The organism is Stenotrophomonas sp. PS02297 (assembly GCF_029959705.1).
Classification (GTDB): Bacteria; Pseudomonadota; Gammaproteobacteria; order Xanthomonadales; family Xanthomonadaceae; genus Stenotrophomonas; species Stenotrophomonas nitritireducens.
Genome location: NZ_JASCOS010000044.1, coordinates 1 through 26,726 on the forward strand (window position 1 = coordinate 1; position 26,726 = coordinate 26,726).

Below are 26,726 nucleotides of genomic sequence, written 5' to 3' on the forward strand. Positions count from 1 at the left end.
GCGAAGGCGTCGCCCGTGGCTTCCAGCGCCTGGCCGCGGGCCAGGTGCCAGCGGGCCTGCTGGGCGGCGGGGAGCTGGTCGGGCGGCTGCGTGCCCAATGCCTGCAGCGCGGCGGCCGGCTGCTTGTCGGCCAGCGCCAGTTCCGCACCCAGCAGCGCATGGCGCTGGCGGCTGGCGCCGGCCAGCTGGCGTGCCTGCACCTGCGGCAGCAGCATGCGCGCGCGGGCATCGTCGCCGGCCTCGTGCCAGGCGAAGGCGGCGTCGGCCAGCAACTGCGATTTCGCCGCGCCGCGTACCAGCGCGGCCTCGGCCTCCAGCTGCTGCGCGGCTTCGCGTGGCTTGCCCTGTTCGAGCAGGGCGATGGCGGCCTGCTGCGCCGGCGACGTGGTCGGCGCCATGCCGGTGGTGGCGCAGCCGGCGAACAGCAGGAGCGACAGTGACAGGGCGGTGATCCGTGCGGCGGGCTTGTTCATTCGGGATCCGTTCAACGGCGCGCGGCGGCGCCGGGTGGGGGACACGGTAGGATTCTAACCTTGCCCATGGAAAAGCCGATGATGCCCGCTGCCTCCGCCACCCTGTACGTTGTCGCCACGCCGATCGGCAATCTGGCCGACCTGAGCCCGCGCGCGCAGGAGGTGCTGCGTTCGGTGGCGGCGATCTGCGCCGAGGACACGCGCCACACCGGCCAGCTGCTGTCGCACTTCGGCATCAGCCGGCCGCTGGTCGCCCTGCACGACCACAACGAGGAGGCGATGGCGCAGCGCGTGGTGGCGCGGTTGCTGGGCGGCGAATCGATGGCGGTGGTGAGCGATGCCGGCACGCCACTGGTCAGCGACCCCGGTTTCCGGCTGGTGCGCGCCGCGCGCGCGGCCGGGGTGAAGGTGAGTCCGGTGCCCGGCGCCTGCGCGGCGATCGCGGCGTTGAGCGTGGCCGGCCTGCCCAGCGACCGTTTCGTGTTCGAGGGCTTCCTGCCGGCCAAGGGCGCGGCGCGGCGCGAGCGCCTGCAGCGGCTGGCCGGCGAGACCGGCACCCTGGTGTTCTACGAATCCTCGCACCGCATCGCCGAATCGCTGGCGGACATGGCCACGGCCTTCGGCGCCTCGCGTCCGGCGGTGGTCGCGCGCGAACTGACCAAGCTGTTCGAGACCGTGCTCGACGGCAGCCTGGAGCAGCTGCTTGCCGCCGTGCAGGCCGACGACAACCAGCGCAAGGGCGAGTTCGTGGTGATGGTGCAGGGCGCCGCCGACGACGAGGAGGCGAAGATCGCCGAAGGCCGCCGGCTCTACGCCAGGCTCAACGAACACCTGCCGCCATCCACCGCCGCCAAGCTCGCAGCCGAACTCAGCGGTGCGCCGCGCAAGGCGTTGTACGGGCAATGACCCGCTGCCGGGCCGGCAGCGGCGAGGTGATGCATCTTTGGAGCTTCGATGGGCGGGGGCGGACGCCCGCGCCGTTCGGGGCAGGTCTGCAGTACGACGTCGCATGACGGCATGGGGAGAGGGGATGCGCCTGTGGATACGCGTGGTATCGCTATGTTTGCTGGCAGCGCTTGCCGGATGCGTGATGCGCTACAAGGAGGAATACCTTGTCCGCCCGATGCCCGCGCCGGCGCCATCGCTTGAGGCGCTGAAAGACGGTTTTCCCGTGTTTACGTTCTCGGAGGCGCGGATTCCCGTCGCCGATGGCGCGGAACTGTATTCCCTGCGCCTGCTGCGCCCGGATGCGAAGGCGACGGTGCTGTACTTCGGCGGCAATGGCTACCGGATAGGGGCGAACGCGCGTTTCAGCGCGGCGGTGTATGCGGACCTGCCGGTCAACCTGGTGCTGGTCGACCACCGCGGCTATGGCGCGAGCACTGGAGCGCCGCGCATGGAAGCGCTGATGGACGATGCGCTGGCGGTTTACGACGACCTGCGCGCGGACAAGGCGTTGGCGGGCGTGCCATTGATCGTGCATGGGCAATCCATGGGAAGCTTCATGGCCGGTCATGTCGCCGCGCAGCGTCGGCTGGATGGCGTGGTGCTCGAAAGCTCGGCGACCACGACGGAGGCATGGGTGGCTTACCAGCGCTCGCTGCGCCCATTCTGGCAACGGCTGCTGGTGCGCAAGGTGGAGGTCGATGGCCCGCTGGCAGGGCGCGGCAACCTTGCCGTCGCGCGTGGGCTCGATGAGCCGGTGCTGTATGTGGTGGGGGCGGAGGATCGGACCACGCCGCCGGCATTTTCGCGGGAGATGTACGAGAGGCCACGCCGTTGCCGGTCGATCGCAGGCAGTTGCTGGTGGTGCCGGAGCGGGGTCACAACGACGCGACCCGCTCGGATGCTTTCCGCCAGGCCATGTCGGCGTTCATCGCGCGGATCGTTGCCGGGGGCTGAACGCGCCGGCTGGTGTCGGCTTGAATGCAGGGATTGCTTCGACGCTGGAAGGGCAACGTGCGACAATGCGCGCGGCGGAGTCGGCCGGACAGTCGCGTCGTTCCTTCGGGAGCGCCGAGGAAAGTCCGGGCTCCACAGGGCAAGGTGCCAGGTAACGCCTGGGCGGCGCGAGCCGACGGAAAGTGCAACAGAAAGATACCGCCTACGTCTCCTCCTGGAGGCCGGTAAGGGTGAAATGGTGCGGTAAGAGCGCACCGCGAGTCCGGCAACGGACCGGCACGGCAAACCCCACCTGGAGCAAGACCAAATAGGGACCTAATGGCGTGGCCCGCGTCGGGTCCGGGTAGGTTGCTCGAGCGTCACGGTGACGTGGCGCCTAGAAGAATGACTGTCCACGACAGAACCCGGCTTACAGGCCGGCTCCGCCGCTTTTCCCGTCCTGCGGGTGGGAAAAGCCCCAATGTTTTGTGCCGCGGAGGCGGTGCAAAACATTGGGCCCCAGGCCTCTTGCCTTCCAGAACCCCGCGCCTGCCGGCGCGCCCCCTTTACTAAAGGGGGCTGTTTTCCAGATGGATGGCGTGGCTCGCTTCGCGTCGCGCTTTGGGATGAGGGCCGCTTTTTCGGGCTTGCCTCAAGGTGCCTGCTGTTTTTCTGCGTTGCTTTGCGCCGTGCCGGGAAGGGTAGGCTCGACGGTTGACGATGTCTCCCTTTGCCTGCGGCCGAACAGCAGTGGCAGGACCAGCAGGTTGGTGGCGGCGCCCACCGCCCAGACCAGTCCGGGCCAGAGGCTCTGGCCCAGGGCGTAGAGGGTGGTGACCAGCAGTGGGCCGGCGATGCCGATCAGGCTGGTGATGCTGGTCAGGGTGCCCTGCAGTTCGCCCTGCCGGTGGTCGTCGATGCGGCGGGTGAGCAGCGACTGCAGGGCCGGGGCGGCAAGGCCGCCGGCGGCGAACAGGGGCAGCAGCAGGAAGGGCTCCCAGCCGGAAACGGCGATGGACAGCAACAGCAGGCCCAGCGAGTCGCCGGCCAGGCCGAGCAGCAGCGCGCGGCGTTCGCCCAGGCGCGATACCAGCGGCGCGATCGCGAACGCCTGGGTCAGGGCGTGGCACAGGCCGTAGCCGGCCAGCGACAGGCCGGCCACCCACATGCTCCAGCCGAAGCGGTCCTGGCCGTACAGGATCCACAGGGTTGCCGGCCATTGCCCGACCAGGGTGACGATGGCGTATACCCCCACCAGCGGCAGCAGGCCGGGCCGTCCCTGCAGGCGATGCAGGGCAGCGAAGGCGTTCAGGCTGACCTTGCGGCGCTCGGGGTGCGGCGCCGGGCGCGATTCGGGCAGCAGCCGCCAGGTCAGCAGCAGGTTGAGGCCGTTGAGCACCGCGGCGAGCATGAACGGTGCGCGCAGCAGCCATTCGCCGAGCAGGCCGCCCAGCACCGGGCCGGCGATGAAACCGATGCCGATGGCCGCGCCCATCTGTCCGAACCGCGCCGCGCGCTGGTCTTCGGGCGTGATGCCGGTGAGATAGGCGGCGGCCACCGCCATGTTGGCGCCGGTGACGCCGGCCAGGGCCCGGCCGAGATACAGCCAGGGCAGGGTCGGGGCGAAAGCCATCAGCAGGTAGTCCAATGCCGCGCCCGCAAGCGAGACCAGCAGTACGCGGCGTCGGCCCAGGCGGTCGCTCAGCGCCCCCAGGACCGGCGCGCACAGGAACTGCATCAAGGCGTACACCGACAGCAGCGCGCCGTAATGGAAGCTGTTGGCGGTGCGATCGCCGGTCATGCTCTGCAGCAGGCCCGGCAGGATGGGCATGATCAGGCCGAAGCCGATGGTGTCGATCAGCAGGATCGCGAGCAGGACGAACAGCGGTTTGCGCATGTGGGCGTCTTGTAGGAAATCCCTATCGGCGATAGGGTGGGGTGGATTGTTCCACATTTCCCTATCGGTGATAAGTCGTTGAATGACTCCACTCCTCCGCGCCTGAGTCGCGAATCGGTGATGCGGGCCGCGCTCGAACTGCTCGACGAAGTCGGTATCGACGCCCTGAGCACGCGCCGGCTGGCCGAACGGCTCGGCGTGCAGTCGCCCACGCTGTACTGGCATTTCCGCAACAAGGCCGAACTGCTTGCGGCCATGGCCGAGGCCGTCATGCAGGAGCGGCGCCAGCAGCCGCTGCCCGCGCCGGGCCAGTCATGGCAGTCGTGGTTCATCGCCAACGCGCACGGCTTCCGCCACGCCCTGCTCGGTCGCCGCGACGGCGCCCGGCTGCACGCGGGAACGCGCCCGCAGGGCGCTCTTTTCGACGACGTCGAGGCCAAGCTGGGCGTGCTGTGCGCGGCCGGCTTCGAGCCGGTGCAGGCGATCGGCCTGCTGCTGGCGGTCAGCCGCTTCGTGGTGGGCTGGGTATTGGAAGAGCAGGCCGGGCCGGCCGATGACCTGGCCGCCGGCAACGGGCCCGACGCGGCGCACCATCCGCTCGGTGCCAGCGGGTGGCAGGAACTGGCGAAGGAGAGCCCGGACGCGATCTTCGACCGGCAACTGCGGCTGTTCGTGGCGGGGGCCGAAGGAATGATCGGTCAGCGCACCGGCTGAGGATTCCCCGGCGGCCGGAGGTCCATCCGGGTCTCTCCCAGGAACACACCCTGCGGGCCGAAGCGGCGTTCGACGATGAAGCCCTGTCCGTCGTGGCCGACCGCCACCAGGGTGCTGGCGCGGGTGCCGTAGTCCTCGCCGCGGATGAAGGCGGCCGACAGATGCCGTTCCAGCGGCAGCGCGATGCCGGTCGCCGGCAGGTCGGCGTCGGCTGGGCGCCACTCGTCGGCGAGGGCGTTCCACAGCCCGTCGAGCGGCGGGTCGTCCTGCGCCAGCCAGCTTTCCAGGGCGGCCATCAGCCGGCGTGTCTTCGGCCACGGCGCATCCAGGGCGCCGTTGGACATGCCGTGCACGCCCGGCACCAGCGTCTGCCGCGCAGACGGGTGATTGCCCAGGTAGTGGCAGCCGCCTGCATCGGCCAGCAGCAGGTTGAACGGCGCATAGTCGCCGGCTACAGCGCTCAGCCGGTCGATCTGGTCCTCCGCGCAGGTGCCGGCACCGGCCAGGTAATCCGCGACCAGGGCGCCGCGCGAGGGCCCGCCGCTGGCCGCGGCCGGGTCGCGCACGTTGGTGATCACCGCCGCGCGCCCCTTGCCGTCGATCCCCATCCAGGTGCCGCCCGAGCGCAGGTCGCGGCCGGCGATCACATCGTCCTGCGGCGGTGCCCAGCGCTCCAGCGCCGCGGTGGGGCGGGCATGGAACTCGTCACGGTTTCCCGCCATGAACAGGCGCCAGCGGGGGTGGGACTTCCAGGCGAGAGCGACCAGACACATGCCGGCCAGTGTGCCCTCTTGCGCGTGCTGCGGCCACGGCTGGCTGAATGGCGGCGGGTGCCGGACGTGTTTTTCACGCCTCCTCTACACGGCTGAATTTCATTGAAATCTCAAAATTTGAGACGAAACAGCAACTTGTGGATAAAGCTTGAACAAGTCTCTAAAGATTGGCGCAAACCCTTGATGCGAATGACGATTTTGCCCACTGAAAGTTGTTGACAACCCTTTGCTCGCTGCTAAGGTGGTCATCCGAGGGGAAACCGGGTTTTTTGTGGGTTTCCGTGGTTCAATGACCGCCCAGGCGACATCAGGCACTGATCAGGTAGAGACGGCGTGTTTCAAGGCGAGACGGCCATCACGGTTGACGACAAGGGACGCATGGCGGTGCCCACCGCCCATCGCGACCTGGTCGCGCGTGCGAGCGGCAACCGTCTGGTGCTGACCTACAATCCGTTCGAAGCCGGGTGCCTGTGGCTGTACGCCGAGAAGGAATGGGAACGGGTGCGTGACGACCTGATGGCCAAGCCCAACACCCAGCGCGTGATGCGCACCCTGCAGCAGAAGCTCGTCGGCTCGGCCGCCCATCTGGAACTGGATGGCAATGGCCGCATCAGCCTGCCGTCCAGCCACCGCAATGCGGTCGGCATCGAGAAGAAGGCCGTGCTGATGGGCATGGGCGACAAGTTCGAACTATGGAGCGAGCAAGCGCATCGCGCACTGATCCAGCAGACGTTGTCTGACGAGGATCTGGGCGATGGGCTGCTCGATCTGAAGTTGTGAGCCGGGGTGCCCGGGTGCGCGGTCAAGCGCAGGCCGGTCACCCTCCGGTGTCGCAGCCGCCGGCGGCTCACCTGCCGGTGCTGTACACCCAGGTCCTGCAGGGCCTGAGGGTGATCGAAGACGGTACCTATCTGGACGGCACGTTCGGCCGTGGCGGCCATGCCGGCGGCGTGCTGCGCCAGCTCGGCCCGCACGGGCGCCTGCTGGTGATGGACAAGGATCCGGAAGCCATCGCCGTGGCGCAGCGCGACTTCGCCCCGGACGGCCGCGTGGCCATCTACCGCGGCAGCTTCGCCGACCTGCTGGACTGGAGCGAGACCGCCGCCGGCCTGGACGGCGTGCTGTTCGACCTGGGCGTGTCCTCGCCACAGCTGGACGTGGCCGAGCGTGGTTTCAGCTTCGGCAAGGACGGCCCGCTGGACATGCGCATGGACCCGGATTCGGGCGAAAGCGCGGCGCAATGGCTCAACCGCGCCGAGGAGCGCGAAATCGCCGATGTGCTGTGGACCTACGGCGAGGAGCGCCAGAGCCGCCGCATCGCCCGCGCCATCGTGGCCCGCCGTGCGAACCAGCCGTTTTCCCGCACCGCCGAGCTGGCCGAGCTGATCGCATCGGCGATGCCGCGCGGCAAGGACAAGATCCATCCGGCCACGCGCAGCTTCCAGGCCATCCGCATCCACATCAACCGCGAGCTGGCCGACCTCGAGGCCGGGCTGGACGCGGCGATGGCGCGGCTCAAGCCCGGCGGCCGGCTGGCGGTGATCAGTTTCCATTCGCTGGAAGACCGCATCGTCAAGCAGTTCATGAACCGCCACGCCAAGGCGCCGCCGAGCAATCGCCGCCTGCCGGAAGTGCAGGCTTTCGTGCCGGTGCTAGACCTGGTTGGCGGCGCGATCAAGGCCGAGGACGACGAACTGGCGGTCAATCCGCGTTCGCGCAGTGCCGTGCTGCGCGTTGCGCAGAAGCGCGGGGTGGCCGCATGAGCCGCCTGCTGCTGGTGGTGCTGCTGGCCTGCACGATCGCCTCGGCGATCGGCGTGGTGTTCATGCGCCACCGCCACCGCCAGCTGTTCGTGGAACTGTCGCGGCTGGAGCACTCCCGCGACGAGCTGAACATCGAGTTCGGCCGCCTGCAGCTGGAGCAGGCCACGCTGGCGCAGGCCACGCGCGTGGACCAGGAAGCGCGCGGCCGACTGGGGATGAAGTTCCCGGAAGCCGGCGACATCGTGGTGGTGCGGCCATGACGAAACGGCAGGACAGCTGTTTTGCACGGCGAAGCCGCCCGCAGGGTGGCGCAGGGCCGGTTTGTGCTCCTGCAACACCGGCATTCCCGCCGTCCATGGCGGTCAGAGGTGCGCCATGAACGCACCACGCCGCAACCGCAATCGCAGCCAGTTCAACCTGCGCAACCGCATGCTGATGGTCGGTGCGGGGCTGGGCCTGTGCGCGGTGACCCTGGTCGGTCGCGCCGCCTACGTGCAGCTGGTCAACAGCGATTTCTACCAGCGCCAGGGCGAGGCGCGTTACCTGCGCGAAGTGCCCATCGCGACCTCGCGCGGCATGATCACCGACCGCAACGGCGAGCCGGTGGCGGTGTCCACGCCGGTAGCCTCGATCTGGGTCAATCCGCAGGAGCTGCTGCGTGCGCCCGAGCGTATTCCCGGGCTGGCGCAGGCGCTGTCGCTGCCGGTGGACGAACTGACCTCGAAGCTGACGCAGAAGGCCGACAAGGAGTTCATGTACCTGCGCCGCCGGATGAATCCGGACGTGGCCGAGCAGATCGTCGCGCTGAAGATTCCCGGCGTGTTCGCGCAGCGCGAGTTCCGTCGCTACTACCCGCAGGGTGAGGCGATGGCCCACGTGCTGGGCTTCACCAACATCGACGACCACGGCCAGGAAGGCCTGGAGCTGGCCTTCGACGAATGGCTGCGCGGCAAGCCCGGCGCCAAGAAAGTGATCCGCGACCGCAAGGGCGCGATCGTGGAGAGCATCGACCTGGTGCGTCCGGCCGAACCCGGCAAGGACCTGACCCTGAGCATCGACCGCCGCATCCAGTTCCTGGCCATGCGCGAACTGCGCAATGCGGTCACCGCCAACCAGGCCGCCGGCGGCTCCATCGTGATCATGGACGTGGCTACCGGCGAGGTGATGGCCATGGCCAACCTGCCGACCTACAACCCGAACTCGGTCAGCGGCGCCACGCCGGACGCGCGCCGCAACCGCGCCGTGACCGACCTGATTGAGCCGGGTTCGACGATGAAGCCGCTGACCATCGCCACCGCGCTGCAGAACCACGTGGTGACCCCGGACACCATCATCGACACCAACCCGGGCTACCTGGCGCTGGACAGGCGCTACACCATCCGCGACGTGCCGCGGAACAACGGCGTGCTCAACGTCACCGGTGTGATCACCCGCAGCTCGAACATCGGCGCGGCCAAGATCGTCTCGCGCCTGCCGGACCAGACCTTCTACAACTCGGTGCGCGCCTTCGGCTACGGCATGGCCCCGCACAGCGGTTTCCCGGGTGAATCGGCGGGCGTGGTGCCGGTGCCGGGCAGCCCCGGCTGGTCCGGCACCACCAAGGCCACCATGTCCTACGGCTATGGCCTGTCGGTGACGCCGCTGCAGATCGCGCAGGCGTATTCGGCGCTGGCCAACGGCGGCCGCGTGATCCAGCCGACCTTCGTCAAGGGCCAGCACAGCGAAGCGCGCGAGGTCATCGACCCTGCGGTCGCGCAGGAAGTGGTGCGGATGATGGAGACGGTGGTGACCCAGGGCGGCGCCAAGCAGGCGGCGATCCTGGGCTACCACGTCGCCGGCAAGACCGGCACGGCGCGCAAGAACGGCCCCAACGGCTACGAACGCGACCATTACAACCTGTTGTTCGCCGGCGTGGTGCCGGCCACCAATCCGCGCTTCGCCGCGGTGATCGTGGTCAACGACCCGCGCGGCGCGCTGCAGTACGGCGGCCTGGTATCCGCACCGGTGTTCCACCACGTGATGGAAGGCACCCTGCGCCTGATGGACGTGCCGCCGGACGACATCCAGTCGTGGCTGGCGGCGCAGGCGGCCGGCAAGGTCGGCGGCAACCCGGTCAACAACCCCGCGGTGCTGCCGGTTCCGCAGGATCCGGCCGAACCCAACATCGACGCCGAATTCGACGCCGCCATGCCGACCGCCATCGCGCCGCAGCCGGCCGCGACGGAGGTGCGCCAGTGAACCGCACGATGAAACTGTCGCAGCTGCTGCCCGACCTGGCGCTGGCCGCCGACCTGCAGATCGGCGGACTGGTGCTGGACTCGCGCCAGGTGCGTCCCGGCGACGCGTTCGTCGCCATCGCCGGGTTCGGCGCGCACGGGCTGGGCTTCGTCGCGCAGGCCAGGGCCGCCGGTGCCAGCGCCATCCTGTTCGATCCGCCGGCACCGGCGCAGCTGCCGGCGCCGGCCGACGCCATCGCCGTGCCCGGCCTGCGCCAGCGCATGGGCGCGATGGCCGACCAGTTCCACGGCCATCCTTCGCATGCGATGACGATGGTCGGCGTGACCGGCACCAACGGCAAGACCTCGACCGTGCAGCTGCTGGCCCAGGCCTGGCACCTGCTGGGCCGCCGCAGCGGCAGCATCGGCACGCTGGGCGTCGGCCTGTACGGCGACGTGGTGCCGACCGGCTTCACCACGCCGCTGGTGCTGCAGATGCATGAGGTACTGGCGCAGCTGCGCGACGCGGGCGCGCAGGCGGTGGCGATGGAAGTCAGCTCGCATGCGCTGGACCAGGGCCGCGTCGATGCCGTGCATTACGACGTGGCCGTGTTCACCAATCTCACCCGCGACCATCTCGATTACCACGGCGACATGGCCAGCTACGGCGCGGCCAAGGCGCGCCTGTTCCATCGCGAGGGCCTGAAGGCGGCGGTGATCAACCTGGACGATGCCTTCGGCCGCGAACTGATCACCACCCTGGCCGCCGGTGTCCAGGCCATCGGCCTGAGTTCGACCGGGCAGCCCGGCGCTGCAATCCGCGCCGAGACGCTGGTGCTGGACGGGCAGGGCATCGGTTTCGACCTGGTGATCGGCGAGGAGCGCCATCCGCTGCGTTCGCCGCTGCTGGGCCGCTTCAACGCCGACAACCTGCTGGCCGTGGCCGGCGCGCTGCATGCGCTGGGCCAGCCGGCGGCGATCATCGCCGACGTGCTGGGCAGGCTGCAGCCGATCCGCGGCCGCATGAACCGCCTCGGCGGGCAGGGCGAGCCGACCGTGGTCATCGATTACGCGCACACGCCCGACGCGCTGGAGCAGGCGCTGCGCAGCCTGCATGGCCATCTCGACGGCCGCCTGCTGTGCGTGTTCGGCTGCGGCGGCGAACGCGATACCGGCAAGCGCCCGCAGATGGCGGCCATCGCCGAGAAACATGCCGACGCGGTATTCGTCACCGACGACAATCCGCGCGGCGAGGATGGCGACACGATCGTCGCCGACATCATGGCCGGTTTCGCCGCGCCGTCGCGGGTGAGCGTGCAGCGCGACCGCGCGCGCGCCATCGGCGCGGCCATCGCCCAGGCCGGCCCCGGCGACATCGTGCTGGTCGCCGGCAAGGGCCATGAGCCCTATCAGGAGATCGCAGGCATCAAGCATCCTTTCGACGACACCGACGTCGCCTCGCGCGCGCTGCAGGCACGCGCGGCGAACGGGAAGGTGGACGCATGAAGCGCACTCCGCTGTCGCTGATCGCGCACTGGGCCGGCGGCGAGCTGCATGGCGAGGACGCGAGCATCGACGCCATCGGCAACGATACCCGCACGCTGGCCCCCGGCAGCCTGTATCTGGCCCTGCGCGGCGAGCGCTTCGACGGCCACGACTTCGCCGCCGGTGCGGTGGAGAACGGCGCCAGCGCGCTGCTGGTGGAGCGCCTGCTGCCGCTGGACGTGCCGCAGGTGGTGGTCGCCGATGCCGAGCGTGCGCTGGCGAAGATCGCCACCGCGATGCAGCGTGACCGCGCCACGCGCGTGTTCGCCATCACCGGCAGCAACGGCAAGACCAGCGTGAAGGCGCTGTTGCTGGCGATCCTGCAGAACGTGGCCGCGGTCGAAGGCCGCACCATCCATGCCACGCCGGGCAACCGCAACAACGAGATCGGCATGCCGCTGGCGGTGATCGACGCGCCGGAAGACGCCGACTTCGCCGTCTACGAGATGGGCACCGGCAAGCCGGGCGACATCGCCTGGCTGACCGCCATCGCTGCACCGGACGTGGCCCTGGTCAACAATGTCGCGCCTGCGCACCTGGAGCGCATGGGCAGCCTGCTGGAGATCGCCAACACCAAGGCGGCGGTCTACGACGACCTGCGCGAAGGCGGCGTGGCGGTGGTCAATGCCGACGATGCCTTCGCTCCGTTCTTCGCCGAGCGCGCAGGCGCCCACCGCGTGATCCGCTTCGGCCTGGAGGCCAGCGCCGACGTCACCGCCACCGGCATCGTGCTGGCCGAAGCCGGCTCGCGCTTCCGCCTGCATACGCCGCAGGGCGAGGCCGAGGTGGCACTGCAGCTGCCGGGCCGCCACAACGTGCTCAATGCGCTGGCCGCCGCGTCGCTGGCGCTGGCCGCGGGCATCGCCTTGCCGCGCGTGGCCGAAGGCCTGGCGCAGGCACGCCCGGTCGCCGGCCGCCAGGTCGCGCGCATGCTGGCCAACGGCGCGGTGCTGGTGGACGACAGCTACAACGCCAATCCGGGCTCGCTGGCCGCGGCGATCGCCGCGCTGGCCGCGGGCAAGGAAGAGGGCTGGCTGGTGCTGGGCGACATGCGCGAACTCGGCCCCGACGCGCAGGCGCTGCATGCGCAGGCCGGCGTGCGTGCGCGCGAGGCCGGGCTCAAACGTCTGTATGCGCTCGGGCCGCTGAGCGCCGCCGCCGCCGCCGCCTTCGGCGAGGGCGGGCGTCACTTCGACAGCCACGCCGCGCTGGCAGCCGCGCTGGCAGCCGACCTTCATGCTGGCGTGCGTTGCCTGGTCAAGGGCTCGCGCGGCAGCGCCATGGACAAGATCGTGACCGCGCTGCTGGGGCGCGGCGAGGACACACCGCATGTTGCTTGAACTGGCCCGTTGGTTGCAGCAGCTGGACGACCTGTTCCGGCTGTTCAACTACCTCACCTTCCGCGGCATCCTCGCGGCGCTGACCGCGCTCGGCCTGTCGCTGTGGCTGGGGCCGGCTGCGATCCGCCGCCTGGCCCAGCTCAAGGGCGGCCAGCCGATCCGCAAGGACGGCCCGCAGTCGCACTTCTCCAAGGCCGGCACGCCGACCATGGGCGGCGGCCTGATCCTGCTGTCGGTGCTGATGGCGGTGCTGCTGTGGGGCGACCTGCGCAACCGCTACGTGTGGCTGGTGATGGCGGTGATGCTGTGCTTCGGCGCCATCGGCTGGTACGACGACTGGATCAAGATCGCCCGGCGCGACCCCAATGGCCTGAAGTCGCGCTGGAAATACCTGCTGCAGTCGATCTTCGGCCTCGGCGCCGGCCTGTTCCTGTTCTACACAGCCGACGTGCCGGCGGCGCTGACCCTGTACATCCCGATGTTCAAGGCCATCGCGCTGCCGCTGGCCGGGATCAGCTTCGTGGCGATCGCCTACTTCTGGATCGTGGGCTTCTCCAACGCGGTCAACCTGACCGACGGCCTGGACGGCCTTGCGATCATGCCGACCGTGCTGGTCGCCTGCGCGCTGGGCGTGTTCGCCTATGCCTCGGGCAACGCGGTGTTCTCCAGCTACCTGCAGATCCCGCAGATTCCGGGCGCGGGCGAACTGGTCATCATCTGCGCGGCGATCGCCGGCGCCGGCCTGGGCTTCCTGTGGTTCAACACCTATCCGGCGATGGTGTTCATGGGTGACGTCGGTGCGCTGGCGCTGGGCGCGGTGCTGGGCACCATCGCAGTGATCGTGCGCCAGGAACTGGTGCTGGTGGTGATGGGCGGCGTGTTCGTGATCGAGACGCTGTCGGTGATGATCCAGGTGGCCAGCTTCAAGCTGACCGGCAAGCGCGTGTTCCGCATGGCGCCGATCCACCACCACTTCGAACTCAAGGGCTGGCCCGAGCCGCGGGTGATCGTGCGTTTCTGGATCATCTCGGTGGTGCTGGTGCTGATCGGCTTGGCGACGCTGAAGGTGCGCTGATGGACGATACCGCGCGCCAGGCAACCCGGCTCGAAGCGATCGGCGGCCACTACGACAAGTGGCTGCTGGGCGCGGCCGTGGCGCTGGCGTCGCTGGGCATCGTGATGGTGGCGTCCAGTTCCATCGCGCTGACCCAGAGCCCGTTCTACTACCTGACCCGCCACCTGGTGTTCATCGGCATCGGCCTGGCGCTGGCGGCGGTGGCGATGCGCGTGGAGCTGCGCGAGATCGAGAAGTACAACCACCTGCTGCTGCTGGGCTGCTTCGCGCTGTTGGTGGTGGTGTTCGTGCCGGGCCTGGGCAGCACCGTCAACGGCGCGCGCCGCTGGATCAACCTGGGCGTGGCCAAGTTCCAGACGGTCGAAGCGGTGAAGGTGCTGTACATCGTCTGGCTGTCCAGCTACCTGGTGCGCTTCCGCGACGAAGTCAACGCCACCTGGCAGGCGATGCTCAAGCCGGTGGGCGTGGTCGGCGTGCTGGTCGTCCTGCTGCTGCTGCAGCCGGACTTCGGCTCGTCGATGCTGCTGCTGGGCATCACCACCTGCATGCTGGTGCTGGGCGGCGCGCAGCTCAAGCGCATCGTGCTGCCGGTGCTGCTGATGCTGCCGGCGCTGGTGCTGCTGGTGATCTTCGAGCCGTACCGCATGCGCCGCGTCACCTCGTTCATGGACCCGTGGGAAGACCAGCTGGGGTCGGGCTACCAGCTGTCCAACGCGCTGATGGCGATCGGCCGCGGCGAATGGGCCGGCGTGGGCCTGGGTGCGTCGATTCAGAAGCTCAACTACCTGCCCGAATCGCATACCGACTTCATCTTCTCGGTGATCGCCGAGGAGCTGGGTTTCGCTGGCGTCTGCGCCATCATCGCGCTGTACGCGCTGCTGGTCGGCCGCGCGTTCTGGCTGGGCATGCGCTGCATCGAGATGCGTCGCCATTTCTCCGGCTACATCGCCTTCGGCGTCGGCCTGTGGATCGGCCTGCAGACCTTCGTCTCGATCGGCGTGAACCTGGGCATGCTGCCGACCAAGGGCCTGACCCTGCCGCTGATTTCCTCGGGTGGCTCGAGCGTGATGATGACCTGCGTGGCAGTCGGCGTGCTGCTGCGCGTGTCGTGGGAATACAACCGCGCGGTGCGTCGCCAGGAAGTGCGCGATGACGCCGACGTGGCCGACGCGCCGGCCGCCGATGCGGCGCAGCCGGTCGAGCCGGCCACCGCCACCGCGATCGCCGCGGCCATGCAGGCCGGTGCCGCGCGCGGCACCAGCCGCATGCAGCAGCGGGTCGAGCCCACGTTCGGGAGGATCGCCTGATGGCCGCCTCCACGCCTGCCAACGATGCGCGTCCGGTGCTGATCATGGCCGGTGGTACCGGCGGCCACATCTTCCCCGGGCTGGCCGTCGCCAAGGTGCTGCGCGAGCGCGGCGTCCCGGTGACCTGGCTCGGTGCCGACGGCGCGATGGAAACCCGGCTGGTGCCGCAGCACGGCATCGCCATCGACACGCTGGCCATCTCCGGGCTGCGCGGCAAGGGCAAGCTGGCGCTGCTGGGCGCGCCGCTGCGGGTGCTGCGCGCGATCCGCGCCGCCGGTTTCGTCCTGCGCGACCGCAACCCGCGCGCGGTGGTGGCCTTCGGCGGCTTCGCCTCCGGTCCCGGCGGCATGGCCGCGCGCCTGCACGGTTTTCCGCTGCTGGTGCACGAACAGAACCGCGCGCCGGGCATGACCAACCGCATCCTGTCGCGTTTTGCGCGGCGCCTGCTGACCGGCTTCCCGGGCAGCTTCGCCGGCACCCGCGAAGAAGCAGTCGGCAATCCGGTGCGCGCCGAGATCGCCGCGCTGCCGGCGCCGGAACAGCGCCTGGCCGGCCGTGACGGTCCGATGCGGGTGCTGGTACTGGGCGGCAGCCAGGGCGCGCGCGCGCTCAATAATGCCGTGCCCAAGGCGCTGGCCGCGCTGGGCGGCGGCGTCGCCATCGAGGTCTGGCACCAGTGCGGCGAGAAGCTGCGCGACGAAGCGCAGCAGGCCTACCGCGCTGCCGGCGTCGAAGGCCGCGTCGATGCCTTCATCACCGACATGGCCGCCGCCTATGCCTGGGCCGACCTGGTGGTGTGCCGCTCCGGCGCCTCCACCCTGGCCGAGCTGTGCGCGGTGGGCATCGGCAGCGTGCTGGTGCCGTTCGCCGCGGCGGTGGACGACCACCAGACCCGCAACGCCGAATACCTGGTCGAGCGCGGCGCCGCTGAACTGCTGAAGCAGGACGACGCGCTGGCCGCCAATCTGGAAGGCGTGCTGCGCGCTCTGGCCCACACTCCCGCCCGCCGCATGCAGATGGCGCAAGCCGCGCGTGCGCTGGCCAAGGTCGATGCGGCCGAACGCATCGCCGACATCATCCTCGAGGAAGCAGCATGAACACGGCACCGCGCACCCGCGCCCGCCCTACCGGAGGCCGCGCATGATCCGCCGCCTCCACGACACCACCGACCTGGTCCGTGCGTTCCCGCGCGTGCACTTCGTCGGCATCGGCGGCACCGGCATGAGCGGCATCGCCGAAGTGATGCTGACCCTCGGCTATGAAGTCTCCGGTTCGGACAACGCCGACAACGCCGCCACCCGCCGCCTGGCGCGGCTGGGCGCGCGGGTGATGCGCGGGCACTCGGCCGCCAACGTGCTCGGCACCGATTGCGTGGTGGTGTCCAGCGCGATCCGCGAGGACAACCCGGAACTGATGGAGGCGCGCAGCCAGCGCATCCCGATCATGCCGCGCGCGGCGATGCTGGCCGAGCTGATGCGCTTCCGCCGCGGCATCGCCGTGGCCGGCACGCACGGCAAGACCACCACCACCTCGCTGACCGCCGCGGTGCTCAGCGAAGGCGGCCTGGACCCGACCTTCGTGATCGGCGGGCAGCTGCTGGCCGCCGGCGCCAACGCCAAACTGGGCGGCGGACAATGGCTGGTGGCCGAGGCCGATGAGAGCGACGGCAGCTTCCTGCGCCTGAACCCGCTGGTGGCGGTGATCACCAACATCGATGCCGACCACCTGGAAAACTACGGCAACGACTTCGCCCGCGTGCAGGCCGCATTCGCCGAGTTCCTGCAGCGCCTGCCGTTCTACGGCCTGGCGGTGCTGTGCATCGACGACCCGGAAGTGGCCGCGCTGGCCACGCAGACGCCGCGCCATGTCATGACCTACGGCATGAGCGGCCACGCCGACGTGCGTGCCGAGGACGTGGAGCAGGATGGCGCGCGCATGCGCTTCACCCTGCGCCTGCCCGAGGGCAGCAGCGTGTCGGTGACGCTGGCGCTGCCGGGCCGCCACAACGTACTCAACGCGCTCGCCGCCGCCGCCATTGGCTGGCAGCTGGGCGTGGCGCCGGAAACGATCGCCGCCGCGCTGGAAAAATTCGAAGGCGTGGGTCGCCGCTTCAACGACCTGGGCGTGGTCACCACCGCCAAGGGCGCGAAGGTGCGGCTCATCGACGACTACGGCCACCACCCGCGCGAACTGGCCGCGGTGTTCGCCGCCGCCCGCGGCGGCTGGCCGGCACAGCGCCTGGTGGTGGCGTTCCAGCCGCACCGCTACAGCCGCACACGCGACCAGTTCGATGCATTCGCCGCGGTGCTGTCCGAAGTGGACGCGCTGGTGCTCAGCGAGGTGTACCCGGCCGGCGAGGCACCGATTCCCGGCGCCGACTCGAAGTCGCTGGCCCGCGCCATCCGCGCGCGCGGCCGCAGCGAGCCGGTCGTGGTCGGCCACGCCCATGACCTGGTGTCGGTGCTGCCGGACGTGCTGCGCGACGGCGACCTGCTGCTGATGATGGGCGCCGGCGACATCGGCCACGTCGCCCAGCAGATCGCCACCGGCGGTTTCCAGGGGGCGCAGGACGAATGAAGGCCTGCCTGCTCCCGCTGATGCGCACCCCGACCATGGCCGTTGCCGGCCGTGGCGCGGCGCCGTCGTGCGGAAACGCGCGGGCGCAGGGGGGGCGCGCATGAGCGCGGTGCTGCGGATCCTCGCCTGGCTGCTGGCCATCGCCCTGGTGGCGCTGCCGGTGGTGGCCGTGCTCAACGGCTGGGTCGGTGCCGAGCGCTGGCCGCTGGCCAAGCTGCGCGTGCATGGCGAGTTCAAGCGCGTGCCCGGCGAGGAACTGCAGAAGGCGTTGCTGCCGTATGCGCGCGCCGGCTACTTCGCGGTGAAGCTGCAGGACGCGCAGCACGCGGTGGAGCAGCTGCCGTGGGTGGAGAGCGCGCAGGTGCGCAAGCAGTGGCCGGACGTGCTGGAAGTCAGCATCGTCGAACACAAGCCGTTCGCGCGCTGGGGCAAGGACCGGCTGCTGTCCGAGCAGGGTCGCCTGTTCGCCACCCCGCACGGGCTGGAGAACGCGCCGCTGCCGGAACTCGATGGCCCGGACAGCAAGACCGCCGAAGTGGTCGAGCTCTACAACGAATCGCGTGCGCTGTTCGCGCCGGCCGGCGTGGACGTGCGCGCGCTGGCGATGGACGCGCGCGGCAGCTGGTCGCTGGCGCTGGACAACGGTACCGAGGTCATCGTCGGCCGCGACGATGCGCGCTCGCGGCTGGGCCGCTTCGTGCGCGTGCTGCCGCAGCTCACCCGCACCCAGGTGCCGATCGTGCGCGCCGATCTCCGCTACACCAATGGTTTCACGCTGAGCTGGGGAACCCCGCCGCCGGCAGCAAAGCAGACGCAGGACAGGACATGAATCGCAAGGGTGACAAATCGCTGATCGTCGGCCTCGACATCGGCACCTCCAAGGTGGTGGCGCTGGTGGGCGAGTATTCGCCGGGCAGCCCGATCGAGGTGATCGGCATCGGCTCGCACGAATCGCGCGGGCTCAAGCGCGGCGTGGTGGTGGACATCGAATCGACGGTGCAGTCGATCCAGCGCGCCATCGAGGAAGCCGAACTGATGGCCGGCTGCGAGATCCGCTCGGTCTACGCCTCCATCTCCGGCAACCACGTGCAGTGCCGCAACTCGCAGGGCATCACCCCGATCCGCGAGGGCGAGGTGACCTGGGGCGACCTGGACCGCGTGCTGGAAGCGGCCAAGGCGGTGGCGATCCCGGCCGACCAGAAGATCCTGCACGCGATTCCGCGCGAATACGTGCTGGACGATTCTCAGGAAGGCATCCGCAACCCGGTCGGCATGACCGGCGTGCGCCTGGAGGTGCATGCACACCTGGTGGTGTGCGCGCAGTCGGCGGCGGCCAACATCAGCAAGTGCGTGCAGCGCTGCGGCCTGCAGGTGGACGACCTGGTGCTGTCCTCGCTGGCCTCCTCGGTGGCGGTGCTGACCGCCGACGAGCGCGAGCTGGGCGTGGTGATGGTGGACATCGGCGCCGGCACCACCGACATCGCGGTGTTCGTGCAGGGCGCGATCTGCCATACCGCCTCGCTGCCGATCGCCGGCGACCACGTCACCAACGACATCGCGCACATGCTGCGCACGCCGACCCCGGAAGCCGAGCAGATCAAGGTGCGCTACGCCTGCGCGCTGGCGCAGCTGGCCACCGCCGAGGAAAGCATCCAGGTGCCGTCGGTCGGCGACCGGCCGCCGCGGCGCATGCCGCGCGCCTCGCTGGCGCAGGCGGTGCAGGGCCGCTACGAGGAGATCTTCGAGATGGTGCAGGCCGAACTGCGCCGCTCGGGCTTCGAGGAGATGGTGCGCGCCGGCATGGTGCTCACCGGCGGCGCCTCGAAGATGGAAGGCGTGGTCGAGCTGGCCGAGGAAATGCTGCAGATGCCGGTGCGCGTGGGCATCCCGCAGCACGTCACCGGCCTGGGCGAAGTGGTCGGCAATCCGGTGCATGCCACCGGCGTCGGCCTGCTGCTGATGGGCAGCCAGATCGAGCACCCGCGGCGTCCGTCGCTGCCCACCGGGCGCGCCGGCACGCTGTTCAACAAATTGAAGAACTGGTTCCGCGGCGAGTTCTGACGCGGGGCGGGCGGTAACGCCGGCCCCGGCCGGCGGATTGAAGCAGAGCGGTACCTCCCGAGTGGCGCAGGCCACGAAGGAATTCCAACGACAACTGCCGCAACGGCGGCGCGGTACGGCAAGGGCAGGACGCCCGCGCGGCCACGCCACTGGAAGCGGTTATAACGAGGACATGGACATGGCACATTTCGAACTGATCGAGAAGATGGCACCCAACGCGGTGATCAAGGTGGTGGGCGTGGGCGGCGGCGGCGGCAACGCCGTGGCGCACATGGTCAATTCCAGCGTGGACGGCGTGGAATTCATCACCGCCAACACCGATTCGCAGGCGATCAAGAACTGCGGCGCCAAGCTGCAGCTGCAGCTCGGCACCAACGTCACCAAGGGCCTGGGCGCCGGCGCCAACCCGGAAGTCGGCCGCCAGGCCGCGCTGGAAGACCGCGAGCGCATCATGGACGCCCTGCAGGGCGCGGACATGGTGTTCATCACCGCCGGCATGGGTGGCGGCACCGGCACCGGCGCCGCGCCGGTGGTGGCGCAGCTGGCCAAGGAAATGGGCATCCTGACCGTGGCCGTGGTCACCAAGCCGTTCCCGTTCGAAGGCCGCCGCCGCATGCAGGTGGCGCTGAAGGGCATCGAGGAGCTGAGCCAGCACGTCGACTCGCTGATCACCATCCCCAACGAGAAGCTGATCACCGTGCTCGGCCGCAACGCCACCATGGTGCAGGCGTTCCGCGCCGCCAACGACGTGCTGCAGGGCGCGGTGCAGGGCATCGCCGACCTGATCGTGCGTCCAGGCCTGATCAACGTCGACTTCGCCGACGTGCGCACCGTGATGTCGGAAATGGGCCTGGCGATGATGGGCACCGGCACCGCCCGCGGTGACGACCGCGCCCAGGCCGCCGCCGAGGCCGCCATCCAGAACCCGCTGCTGGACGACGTGAACCTGGCCGGCGCCAACGGCATCCTGGTCAACATCACCGCCGGCCCGGACTTCACCATGAGCGAGTTCGACGAGATCGGCCGCACCATCGACGGCTTCGCCTCGGAAGACGCCACCGTGGTGGTCGGCACCGTGCTCGACCCGGACATGCAGGACGAAGTGCGCGTGACCGTGGTCGCCACCGGCCTGAACCGCGTCGCCGCCAAGACCGCGCAGCGGCCGGGCGAGCGCGCGCCGATCAAGCTGGTGCGCAACGCCACCACCGGCCAGGCCGAGTTCGGCGGCGACTACGAGAGCCCGGCCGACGCCGTGGCCAAGGCCGTGGGCAGCTCGCTGGGCATGGGCCTGCGCCGTCCGAGTTCGGACACCGTGGCCGCGCCGGCCCCGGCTGCCGCGCCGGCCGCCGCGGAACTGCCGAGCGACTACCTGGATATTCCGGCCTTCCTGCGTCGCCAGGCCGACTGAACTCCCGGCCGCCGTTGCGCCGTGCGCCCCGGGCGGGGCGCGGCGGTGGGCGGTGTGCCGGAAGGGTCGTGAGTTGCAGGCGCCGGGGTTGTCCTCCCCGGTGGCGGCATCCATGTCCTTGTTGCCGGGCCAGGATCGGCCCGGCAGCAGCTTCGCCTCTCCGGAGGAGGCGGGGCGGCAGCGCGCCAGGGCGGGATGTTGATGCGTGTTATTCTTGTTTGGCTATGGCCGCGCTCCGGGCGGGCCCCTCCAGAACCTACTTCCGATGATCCATCAGCGCACCCTCAAGAACACGATCCGCGCCACCGGCGTCGGCCTGCACAGCGGCGACAAGGTCTACATGACCCTGCGCCCGGCCCCGGTCGACCATGGCATCGTGTTCCGTCGCGTGGACCTGGACCCGGTGGTGGAAGTGCCGGCGCGTGCCGATCTGGTCACCGAAGTGACCCTGTGCACCGGCCTGACCTGCGAAGGCGCCAAGATCCAGACCGTCGAACACCTGATGTCGGCCATGGCCGGCCTGGGCGTGGACAACGCCATCGTCGAGCTGTCCTCGGCCGAGCTGCCGATCATGGACGGTTCCTCGGGCCCGTTCGTGTTCCTGCTGCAGTCGGCGGGCATCGCCGAGCAGCCCGCGCCCAAGCGTTTCCTGCGCATCCTCAAGACGGTGGAAGTGCGCGACGGCGACAAGATCGCCCGCTTCGAGCCGCATGAGGGTTACCGGCTGGGCTTCACCATCCAGTTCGACCATCCGATGATCCCGGCCAGGCAGTCGCGGGTGGAGATCGACTTCTCCACCGCCGCCTACATCAAGGAAATCTCCCGCGCGCGCACCTTCGGCTTCATGCGCGACCTGGAGTACATGCGCGAGCGCAACCTGGGCCTGGGCGGTTCGATGGACAACGCCATCGTGCTGGACGAGTTCCGCGTGCTCAACGACGACGGCCTGCGCTACGCCGACGAGTTCGTGCGCCACAAGATCCTCGACGCCATTGGCGACCTGTACCTGGCCGGCGGCCCGGTGCTCGGCGCCTACGAGGGCTACAAATCCGGCCACGCGCTCAACAACAAGCTGGTCCGTGCGCTGCTGGCCGACGCCAGCGCCTGGGAGTGGGCGAGCTTCGATTCGCCGGCCGCGGCCGACCCGGTCGTGTATGGCGCGGTCGCCTACGCCTGAATGGGTGTCGCCCGTCGGGGCGTGCAGGTTTTGTGAATCCAGACGCGATTCCAGCCTGAATTTAACCAATAATTAACAAAACACTAACTCCTGCACAGCAAGTCGCGGCTAGGATTCCTGCCGGCTTGGTGCTGGAGTCCTTCGGGATGTCCGGATGCGGCGGAGGATCTCCATCCGCATTCAGGAACGGGTGCCCTTTACATCCGCCAGGCAAGCCAGGGCGTCGCGCAGGCCTTTGTGCGTGGCGGCCGTTACTGCGTGAGTGCTGCGCTGGTCGTTGCGCACCGGGGAGGGTGCAGGCGCGGTTGCAGTCTTGACGGTCACCCGGGTGGCCTTCAGCCCGATGGATCGGGCCGCGTCGAGCAGCTGGTCCTCGGCAAGCCTGACCTTGGCGTGCCAGACCGGCGATTCGACGAGAAAAACGAGGTGTTCGCCGTCCACATTGGCCAACCGGCAACGGTTGCCCAGCGCAGGCGGCAGATGGGGGCGCAACTGCCGGTCCAGCGCGTCGAGCCACAGGGCTCGCCGCAACGGGTTTCCCGCTTTGTCCGCCATGACCGCTTCCAGCGCCTGTTTCGGCGCGGTGCGGGAACGAACGCTGGATTTCGGCTCAGACATAAGAATTCTTCGATGGCATTCAAAAAGATCGTAATCAAAACACGGGGGCAGCAGGCGAAAACGCCATTGGCACGCCTGCAGGTTTTTTTCGAGGATAGGCCAAAGGCACTGCTCGGCACCGTGATGGCGCTGGGCTGCCTGGTCGGCGCAGGGCTCACCTTGGGCACCGGCGCGGCGGGCGACTCGGCGCTGCGCGCCAAGGTCGAGCGCCAGGAGCGGGAGCTGGCCAAGGTGCAGGCCGACGCGCAGACCCAGGTCAACGCGCTGGCGGCGCGGCTGGGCGAGCTGCAGGCCCAGGCCACCCGCCTGAACGCGCTGGGCGAGCGCCTGACCCAGATGGGCAAGCTCGAGGACGGCGAGTTCGATTTCAACGAGACGCCCGGCCTGGGCGACGGCGATGCCGGCCCGGCCCAGGATATCCCGCTGAGCGCGGTCAACAGCGACTTACAGGTGCTGGAGCAGCGCTTCGCTGCTTCGGGCCGCCAGCTGTCGGTGCTCGAATCGCTGCTGTTCGACCACCAGCTGGAGCAGAACGCCGTGCCCTCGCGCATGCCGATCCGCAACAGCTACGTGACCTCCGGTTTCGGCACCCGCGCCGATCCGTTCGGCCGCGGCGCCGCCACCCACAAGGGCATGGACTTCCACGCCCGCGTCGGCGACCCGGTGATGGCCGTGGCCGAGGGCGTGGTCAGCTTCTCCGGGGTCAAGGGCGGCTACGGCAACGTGGTCGAGGTCGACCACGGCAACGGCTACAAGACCCTGTACGCGCACAACTCGCGCCTGAGCGTGCGCGAGGGCGACCTGGTGCGCATCGGCCAGGAAGTGGCCAAGGCCGGCTCCACCGGCCGTTCCACCGGCGCCCATGTGCACTTCGAGGTGTGGCAGGACGGCCGCGTGGTCAACCCGCGCAAGTTCCTCGGCGACGGCGGCAACACCCCGGTGGGCCGCGTCGGACGTGGCTGACGGCCGCGGACGGGCGCTTGAATCGCCAGGCGGCCGCCCCAAGCTACAATAGGCGTTGCCATCGACAGGGCGCATTGCGCCCTGTTTCGTTTGTGCCCGGCTGGTCCCGCTTGGGGTGGGGTCCGCGCACGGCATTCCATTCAAACCGGTTCCTTCAATGATCAACAGCCTGCTTACCCGCGTTTTTGGCAGCCGCAACGAGCGCCAGCTCCGCCAGCTCAACCGTATCGTCGCCAAGATCAATGCCTTGGAGCCGGAGATCCAGAAGCTCTCCGACGACCAGCTGAAGGCCAAGACCCCCGAGTTCCGCGAGCGCGTCGCCGCCGGCGAAGCGCTGGACAAGGTGCTGCCGGAAGCCTTCGCGGTCTGCCGTGAGGCCTCCCAGCGCGTGCTGGGCATGCGCCACTACGACGTGCAGCTGATCGGCGGCATGGTGCTGCACCTGGGCAAGATCGCCGAAATGCGCACCGGCGAAGGCAAGACCCTGGTCGCGACCCTGCCGGTGTACCTCAACGCCCTGGAAGGCAAGGGCGTGCACGTGGTCACCGTCAACGACTACCTGGCGCGCCGCGACGCCGCGCAGATGGGCAAGCTGTACAACTGGCTGGGGCTGAGCGTGGGCGTGGTCTACCCGGGCATGCCGCACGGCGACAAGCGCGAGGCCTACGCCGCCGACATCACCTACGGCACCAACAACGAGTTCGGCTTCGACTACCTGCGCGACAACATGGCGCTGACCCGCGCCGACCGCTACCAGCGCGGCCTGCACTACGCCATCGTCGACGAGGTGGACTCGATCCTGATCGACGAGGCGCGCACGCCGCTGATCATCTCCGGCCCGGCCGACGATTCGCCGGAGCTGTACATCCGCGTCAACCGCGTGGTGCCGCAGCTGGTCAAGCAGGAGACCGAGGAAGGCGAGGGCGACTTCTGGGTCGACGAGAAGGGCAAGCAGGTGCACCTGTCCGAAGCGGGCATGGAGCACGCCGAGGAACTGCTGCGCCAGGCCGGCATCATCGACGCCGACAACGAGGGCGGCCTGTACGCGGCGCAGAACCTGACCGTGGTCCACCACCTCAATGCCGCCCTGCGCGCGCATGCGATCTACCAGCGCGACGTGGACTACATCGTGCGCGACGGCGAAGTGGTGATCGTCGACGAATTCACCGGCCGTACCCTGGCCGGCCGCCGCTGGTCCGACGGCCTGCACCAGGCGGTGGAAGCGAAGGAAGGCGTGCCGGTGCAGCGCGAGAACCAGACGCTGGCCAGCATCACCTTCCAGAACCTGTTCCGCATGTACAAGAAGCTGTCCGGCATGACCGGTACGGCCGACACGGAAGCCTACGAATTCCAGAGCATCTACGGCCTGGAAGTGGTGGTGATCCCGACCAACAAGCCCACCATCCGCAAGGACCACCCGGACCAGGTGTTCCTCAACCGCAAGGGCAAGTTCAACGCTGTGCTGGCCGACATCGAGGAATGCGCCAAGCGCGGCCAGCCGGTGCTGGTCGGCACCACCTCGATCGAAACCTCGGAAATGCTGTCCGAGCATCTGCGCAAGGCCGGCGTGCAGCACGAAGTGCTCAACGCCAAGCAGCACGACCGCGAAGCGACCATCGTCGCCAACGCCGGCCGCCCGGGCTCGGTGACCATCGCCACCAACATGGCCGGCCGCGGTACCGACATCGTGCTCGGCGGTTCGCTGGAAACGGAACTGCACGAACTGGGCGAAGAGGCCAGCGCCGAGCAGAAGGCCGCGCTCAAGGCGGCGTGGCAGGAGCGCCATGACGCGGTCAAGGCCGCCGGCGGCCTGCACATCGTCGGCACCGAGCGCCACGAATCGCGCCGCATCGACAACCAGCTGCGCGGCCGTTCCGGCCGTCAGGGTGACCCGGGCTCGTCCCGCTTCTACCTGTCGCTGGAAGACAACCTGATGCGCATCTTCGCCTCGGACTGGGTGCAGAAGGCGATGCGCCTGATGGGCATGAAGGAAGACGACGTCATCGAGGACCGCCTGGTCAGCCGCCAGATCGAGAAGGCGCAGCGCAAGGTCGAGGCGCACAACTTCGACATCCGCAAGAACCTGCTGGACTTCGACGACGTCAACAACGACCAGCGCAAGGTGATCTACGCCCAGCGCGACGAGCTGCTGGACGCCGAGTCGGTCAAGGACAACATCGACGGCATCCGCGGCGACGTGATCTACGACCTGGTGATCCGCTTCGTGCCGCCGAACTCGGTGGACGAGCAGTGGGACCTGCCGGGCTTGCAGGCCACGCTGGAATCCGACCTGGGCGTGCAGATGGACCTGGTGGGGCTGTTCAAGCAGCACGAGGAGCTGGACGCCGAGGGCATCGCCCAGGCCGTGTCCGACCACCTGGACGAGCACTTCGCGCAGAAGGAAACCGCCGTTGGCGGCGAGACCATGCGCGCGCTGGAAAAGCACGTGATGCTGACCGTGCTCGACCAGAGCTGGAAGGAGCACCTGGCGCGCATGGACTACCTGCGCCAGGGCATCTACCTGCGCGGCTACGCGCAGAAGCAGCCCAAGCAGGAATACAAGAAGGAAGCCTTCGAGCTGTTCTCGGAGATGCTGGAGAACGTCAAGCGCGAAGTGATCCACCTGCTCTCGCGGGTGCGCATCCGCAGCGAGGAGGAAGTGGCGGCGATGGAGGCGCTGGAGCGCCAGCAGGCCGAGGCGCGCCTGCAGATGTCGCAGTTCCAGCACCAGGACAACGGCGGCTACGGCGCCGACGAGGAAGCGGCCGACGTGCAGGCCGCGCTCGCCGAGCCCAAGGTCGGCCGCAACGATCCGTGCCCCTGCGGCAGCGGCAAGAAGTACAAGCATTGCCACGGTCAACTCAACTGAGTTGACCGTTGTGTAGCCCGCGTTTCGGGGGACCCCCCCCCCGACCCGCGGGGGGCGGTGGGGCCGCCC

Annotated in this window: 22 protein-coding genes, 1 other RNA gene and 1 pseudogene; 19 read left to right on the forward strand and 5 right to left on the reverse strand. The window is 69.3% G+C overall.

From position 1 onward, the window contains the following. The coding region (locus QMX80_RS10340) for a penicillin-binding protein activator (protein WP_282276904.1) at positions 1-473 on the reverse strand (473 nt) is incomplete at its 3' end. Positions 474-554: 81 nt separating this feature from the next. Between QMX80_RS10340 and rsmI the strand changes: the two genes are divergently transcribed. After that, positions 555-1,379 carry a 16S rRNA (cytidine(1402)-2'-O)-methyltransferase gene (gene rsmI, locus QMX80_RS10345; protein ID WP_282276932.1) on the forward strand — a complete coding sequence of 275 codons (825 nt, stop codon included), beginning with the start codon at positions 555-557 and terminating at the stop codon, positions 1,377-1,379. Between the two features lie 151 nt (positions 1,380-1,530). On the opposite strand, the gene QMX80_RS10350 is transcribed toward rsmI, so the two are convergent. Continuing rightward, positions 1,531-1,956, reverse strand: a complete 426-nt coding sequence (locus tag QMX80_RS10350) for a hypothetical protein (protein ID WP_282276906.1) — start codon at positions 1,954-1,956, stop codon at positions 1,531-1,533. Positions 1,957-2,451: 495 nt separating this feature from the next. On the opposite strand from QMX80_RS10350, the gene rnpB reads away from it, so the two are divergent. Then, positions 2,452-2,803, forward strand: an RNA gene (gene rnpB, locus QMX80_RS10355) — RNase P RNA component class A. A gap of 266 nt (positions 2,804-3,069) precedes the next feature. On the opposite strand, the pseudogene tet reads toward rnpB, so the two are convergent. Continuing rightward, positions 3,070-4,251 (reverse strand): annotated as a pseudogene (gene tet / locus QMX80_RS10360) (Tet(A)/Tet(B)/Tet(C) family tetracycline efflux MFS transporter); the annotation flags it as partial. Positions 4,252-4,329: 78 nt separating this feature from the next. Here tet and QMX80_RS10365 point away from each other — a divergent pair. Next, the gene (locus QMX80_RS10365; RefSeq protein WP_282276910.1) at positions 4,330-4,965 is read left to right on the forward strand and encodes a TetR/AcrR family transcriptional regulator C-terminal domain-containing protein; all 636 of its coding nucleotides are present in this window, start codon (positions 4,330-4,332) and stop codon (positions 4,963-4,965) included. Here the strand turns inward: QMX80_RS10365 and QMX80_RS10370 are convergent. Further along, a complete protein-coding gene (locus QMX80_RS10370; RefSeq protein WP_282276911.1) occupies positions 4,950-5,738 on the reverse strand; it encodes an NRDE family protein in 789 nt (262 codons plus the stop codon). The genes QMX80_RS10365 and QMX80_RS10370 overlap by 16 nt on opposite strands. A gap of 333 nt (positions 5,739-6,071) precedes the next feature. Here QMX80_RS10370 and mraZ point away from each other — a divergent pair, with 333 nt between their 5' ends. The 14 genes from mraZ (at position 6,072) to lpxC (ending at position 22,207) form a co-directional block, all read left to right on the forward strand. Then, a complete protein-coding gene (gene mraZ / locus QMX80_RS10375) occupies positions 6,072-6,518 on the forward strand; it encodes a division/cell wall cluster transcriptional repressor MraZ (RefSeq protein WP_282276913.1) in 447 nt (148 codons plus the stop codon). Positions 6,519-6,532: 14 nt separating this feature from the next. After that, positions 6,533-7,501: a 16S rRNA (cytosine(1402)-N(4))-methyltransferase RsmH gene (rsmH, locus tag QMX80_RS10380; protein WP_282276933.1), complete on the forward strand. Its 969-nt coding sequence runs from the start codon at positions 6,533-6,535 to the stop codon at positions 7,499-7,501. Continuing rightward, complete coding sequence (gene ftsL, locus QMX80_RS10385) at positions 7,498-7,761, forward strand: cell division protein FtsL (protein ID WP_055765914.1); 264 nt, start codon at positions 7,498-7,500, stop codon at positions 7,759-7,761. The genes rsmH and ftsL overlap by 4 nt, the downstream gene beginning before the upstream one ends. 115 nt (positions 7,762-7,876) lie before the next feature. Then, positions 7,877-9,739: a penicillin-binding transpeptidase domain-containing protein gene (locus QMX80_RS10390; protein ID WP_055765911.1), complete on the forward strand. Its 1,863-nt coding sequence runs from the start codon at positions 7,877-7,879 to the stop codon at positions 9,737-9,739. 8 nt (positions 9,740-9,747) lie between these two features. Further along, positions 9,748-11,223, forward strand: a complete 1,476-nt coding sequence (locus QMX80_RS10395) for a UDP-N-acetylmuramoyl-L-alanyl-D-glutamate--2,6-diaminopimelate ligase (RefSeq protein WP_282276915.1) — start codon at positions 9,748-9,750, stop codon at positions 11,221-11,223. Then, complete coding sequence (gene murF / locus QMX80_RS10400) at positions 11,220-12,602, forward strand: UDP-N-acetylmuramoyl-tripeptide--D-alanyl-D-alanine ligase (RefSeq protein ID WP_282276917.1); 1,383 nt, start codon at positions 11,220-11,222, stop codon at positions 12,600-12,602. Before QMX80_RS10395 ends, murF begins: the two co-directional genes overlap by 4 nt. Further along, on the forward strand, positions 12,592-13,677 hold the full coding sequence (mraY, locus tag QMX80_RS10405) for a phospho-N-acetylmuramoyl-pentapeptide-transferase (protein ID WP_055765901.1): 1,086 nt from the start codon (positions 12,592-12,594) through the stop codon (positions 13,675-13,677). The genes murF and mraY overlap by 11 nt, the downstream gene beginning before the upstream one ends. After that, positions 13,677-14,984, forward strand: coding sequence for a putative lipid II flippase FtsW (ftsW, locus tag QMX80_RS10410; RefSeq protein ID WP_282276919.1), 1,308 nt, complete (start codon positions 13,677-13,679; stop codon positions 14,982-14,984). Before mraY ends, ftsW begins: the two co-directional genes overlap by 1 nt. Further along, entirely contained in the window at positions 14,984-16,081 is a 1,098-nt protein-coding gene (gene murG / locus QMX80_RS10415) for an undecaprenyldiphospho-muramoylpentapeptide beta-N-acetylglucosaminyltransferase (protein WP_282276921.1), read from the forward strand. Before ftsW ends, murG begins: the two co-directional genes overlap by 1 nt. A 43-nt stretch (positions 16,082-16,124) precedes the next feature. Next, the gene (murC, locus tag QMX80_RS10420) at positions 16,125-17,561 is read left to right on the forward strand and encodes a UDP-N-acetylmuramate--L-alanine ligase (RefSeq protein ID WP_282276923.1); all 1,437 of its coding nucleotides are present in this window, start codon (positions 16,125-16,127) and stop codon (positions 17,559-17,561) included. Between the two features lie 100 nt (positions 17,562-17,661). Next, positions 17,662-18,390, forward strand: coding sequence for a cell division protein FtsQ/DivIB (locus tag QMX80_RS10425; RefSeq protein WP_055765890.1), 729 nt, complete (start codon positions 17,662-17,664; stop codon positions 18,388-18,390). Beyond that, positions 18,387-19,622, forward strand: a complete 1,236-nt coding sequence (gene ftsA / locus QMX80_RS10430; RefSeq protein ID WP_054667596.1) for a cell division protein FtsA — start codon at positions 18,387-18,389, stop codon at positions 19,620-19,622. Before QMX80_RS10425 ends, ftsA begins: the two co-directional genes overlap by 4 nt. 178 nt (positions 19,623-19,800) lie before the next feature. Continuing rightward, on the forward strand, positions 19,801-21,030 hold the full coding sequence (gene ftsZ / locus QMX80_RS10435) for a cell division protein FtsZ (protein WP_273080755.1): 1,230 nt from the start codon (positions 19,801-19,803) through the stop codon (positions 21,028-21,030). A gap of 265 nt (positions 21,031-21,295) precedes the next feature. Next, positions 21,296-22,207, forward strand: a complete 912-nt coding sequence (gene lpxC, locus QMX80_RS10440; RefSeq protein ID WP_282276930.1) for a UDP-3-O-acyl-N-acetylglucosamine deacetylase — start codon at positions 21,296-21,298, stop codon at positions 22,205-22,207. A gap of 180 nt (positions 22,208-22,387) precedes the next feature. On the opposite strand, the gene QMX80_RS10445 is transcribed toward lpxC, so the two are convergent. Then, complete coding sequence (locus tag QMX80_RS10445; RefSeq protein ID WP_055765880.1) at positions 22,388-22,825, reverse strand: DciA family protein; 438 nt, start codon at positions 22,823-22,825, stop codon at positions 22,388-22,390. Positions 22,826-22,837: 12 nt separating this feature from the next. On the opposite strand from QMX80_RS10445, the gene QMX80_RS10450 reads away from it, so the two are divergent. Continuing rightward, positions 22,838-23,788, forward strand: a complete 951-nt coding sequence (locus QMX80_RS10450) for a M23 family metallopeptidase (RefSeq protein ID WP_055765877.1) — start codon at positions 22,838-22,840, stop codon at positions 23,786-23,788. A gap of 157 nt (positions 23,789-23,945) precedes the next feature. Then, complete coding sequence (gene secA / locus QMX80_RS10455; RefSeq protein ID WP_055765874.1) at positions 23,946-26,657, forward strand: preprotein translocase subunit SecA; 2,712 nt, start codon at positions 23,946-23,948, stop codon at positions 26,655-26,657. The last annotated feature ends 69 nt before the right edge of the window (positions 26,658-26,726 follow it).

Bases quoted from the DNA above. Each gene is read 5' to 3' on its own strand.
- QMX80_RS10450 (WP_055765877.1), top strand. From the start codon at position 22,838: ATGGCATTCAAAAAGATCGTAATCAAAACACGGGGGCAGCAGGCGAAA.
- secA (WP_055765874.1), top strand. From the start codon at position 23,946: ATGATCAACAGCCTGCTTACCCGCGTTTTTGGCAGCCGCAACGAGCGC.
- QMX80_RS10390 (WP_055765911.1), top strand. From the start codon at position 7,877: ATGAACGCACCACGCCGCAACCGCAATCGCAGCCAGTTCAACCTGCGC.
- QMX80_RS10445 (WP_055765880.1), bottom strand. From the start codon at position 22,825: ATGTCTGAGCCGAAATCCAGCGTTCGTTCCCGCACCGCGCCGAAACAG.
- ftsZ (WP_273080755.1), top strand. From the start codon at position 19,801: ATGGCACATTTCGAACTGATCGAGAAGATGGCACCCAACGCGGTGATC.
- QMX80_RS10350 (WP_282276906.1), bottom strand. From the start codon at position 1,956: ATGCACGATCAATGGCACGCCCGCCAACGCCTTGTCCGCGCGCAGGTC.
- lpxC (WP_282276930.1), top strand. From the start codon at position 21,296: ATGATCCATCAGCGCACCCTCAAGAACACGATCCGCGCCACCGGCGTC.
- ftsA (WP_054667596.1), top strand. From the start codon at position 18,387: ATGAATCGCAAGGGTGACAAATCGCTGATCGTCGGCCTCGACATCGGC.
- ftsL (WP_055765914.1), top strand. From the start codon at position 7,498: ATGAGCCGCCTGCTGCTGGTGGTGCTGCTGGCCTGCACGATCGCCTCG.
- QMX80_RS10425 (WP_055765890.1), top strand. From the start codon at position 17,662: ATGAGCGCGGTGCTGCGGATCCTCGCCTGGCTGCTGGCCATCGCCCTG.
- ftsW (WP_282276919.1), top strand. From the start codon at position 13,677: ATGGACGATACCGCGCGCCAGGCAACCCGGCTCGAAGCGATCGGCGGC.
- murG (WP_282276921.1), top strand. From the start codon at position 14,984: ATGGCCGCCTCCACGCCTGCCAACGATGCGCGTCCGGTGCTGATCATG.
- murF (WP_282276917.1), top strand. From the start codon at position 11,220: ATGAAGCGCACTCCGCTGTCGCTGATCGCGCACTGGGCCGGCGGCGAG.
- murC (WP_282276923.1), top strand. From the start codon at position 16,125: ATGATCCGCCGCCTCCACGACACCACCGACCTGGTCCGTGCGTTCCCG.
- QMX80_RS10395 (WP_282276915.1), top strand. From the start codon at position 9,748: ATGAAACTGTCGCAGCTGCTGCCCGACCTGGCGCTGGCCGCCGACCTG.
- QMX80_RS10370 (WP_282276911.1), bottom strand. From the start codon at position 5,738: ATGTGTCTGGTCGCTCTCGCCTGGAAGTCCCACCCCCGCTGGCGCCTG.
- mraY (WP_055765901.1), top strand. From the start codon at position 12,592: ATGTTGCTTGAACTGGCCCGTTGGTTGCAGCAGCTGGACGACCTGTTC.
- rsmI (WP_282276932.1), top strand. From the start codon at position 555: ATGCCCGCTGCCTCCGCCACCCTGTACGTTGTCGCCACGCCGATCGGC.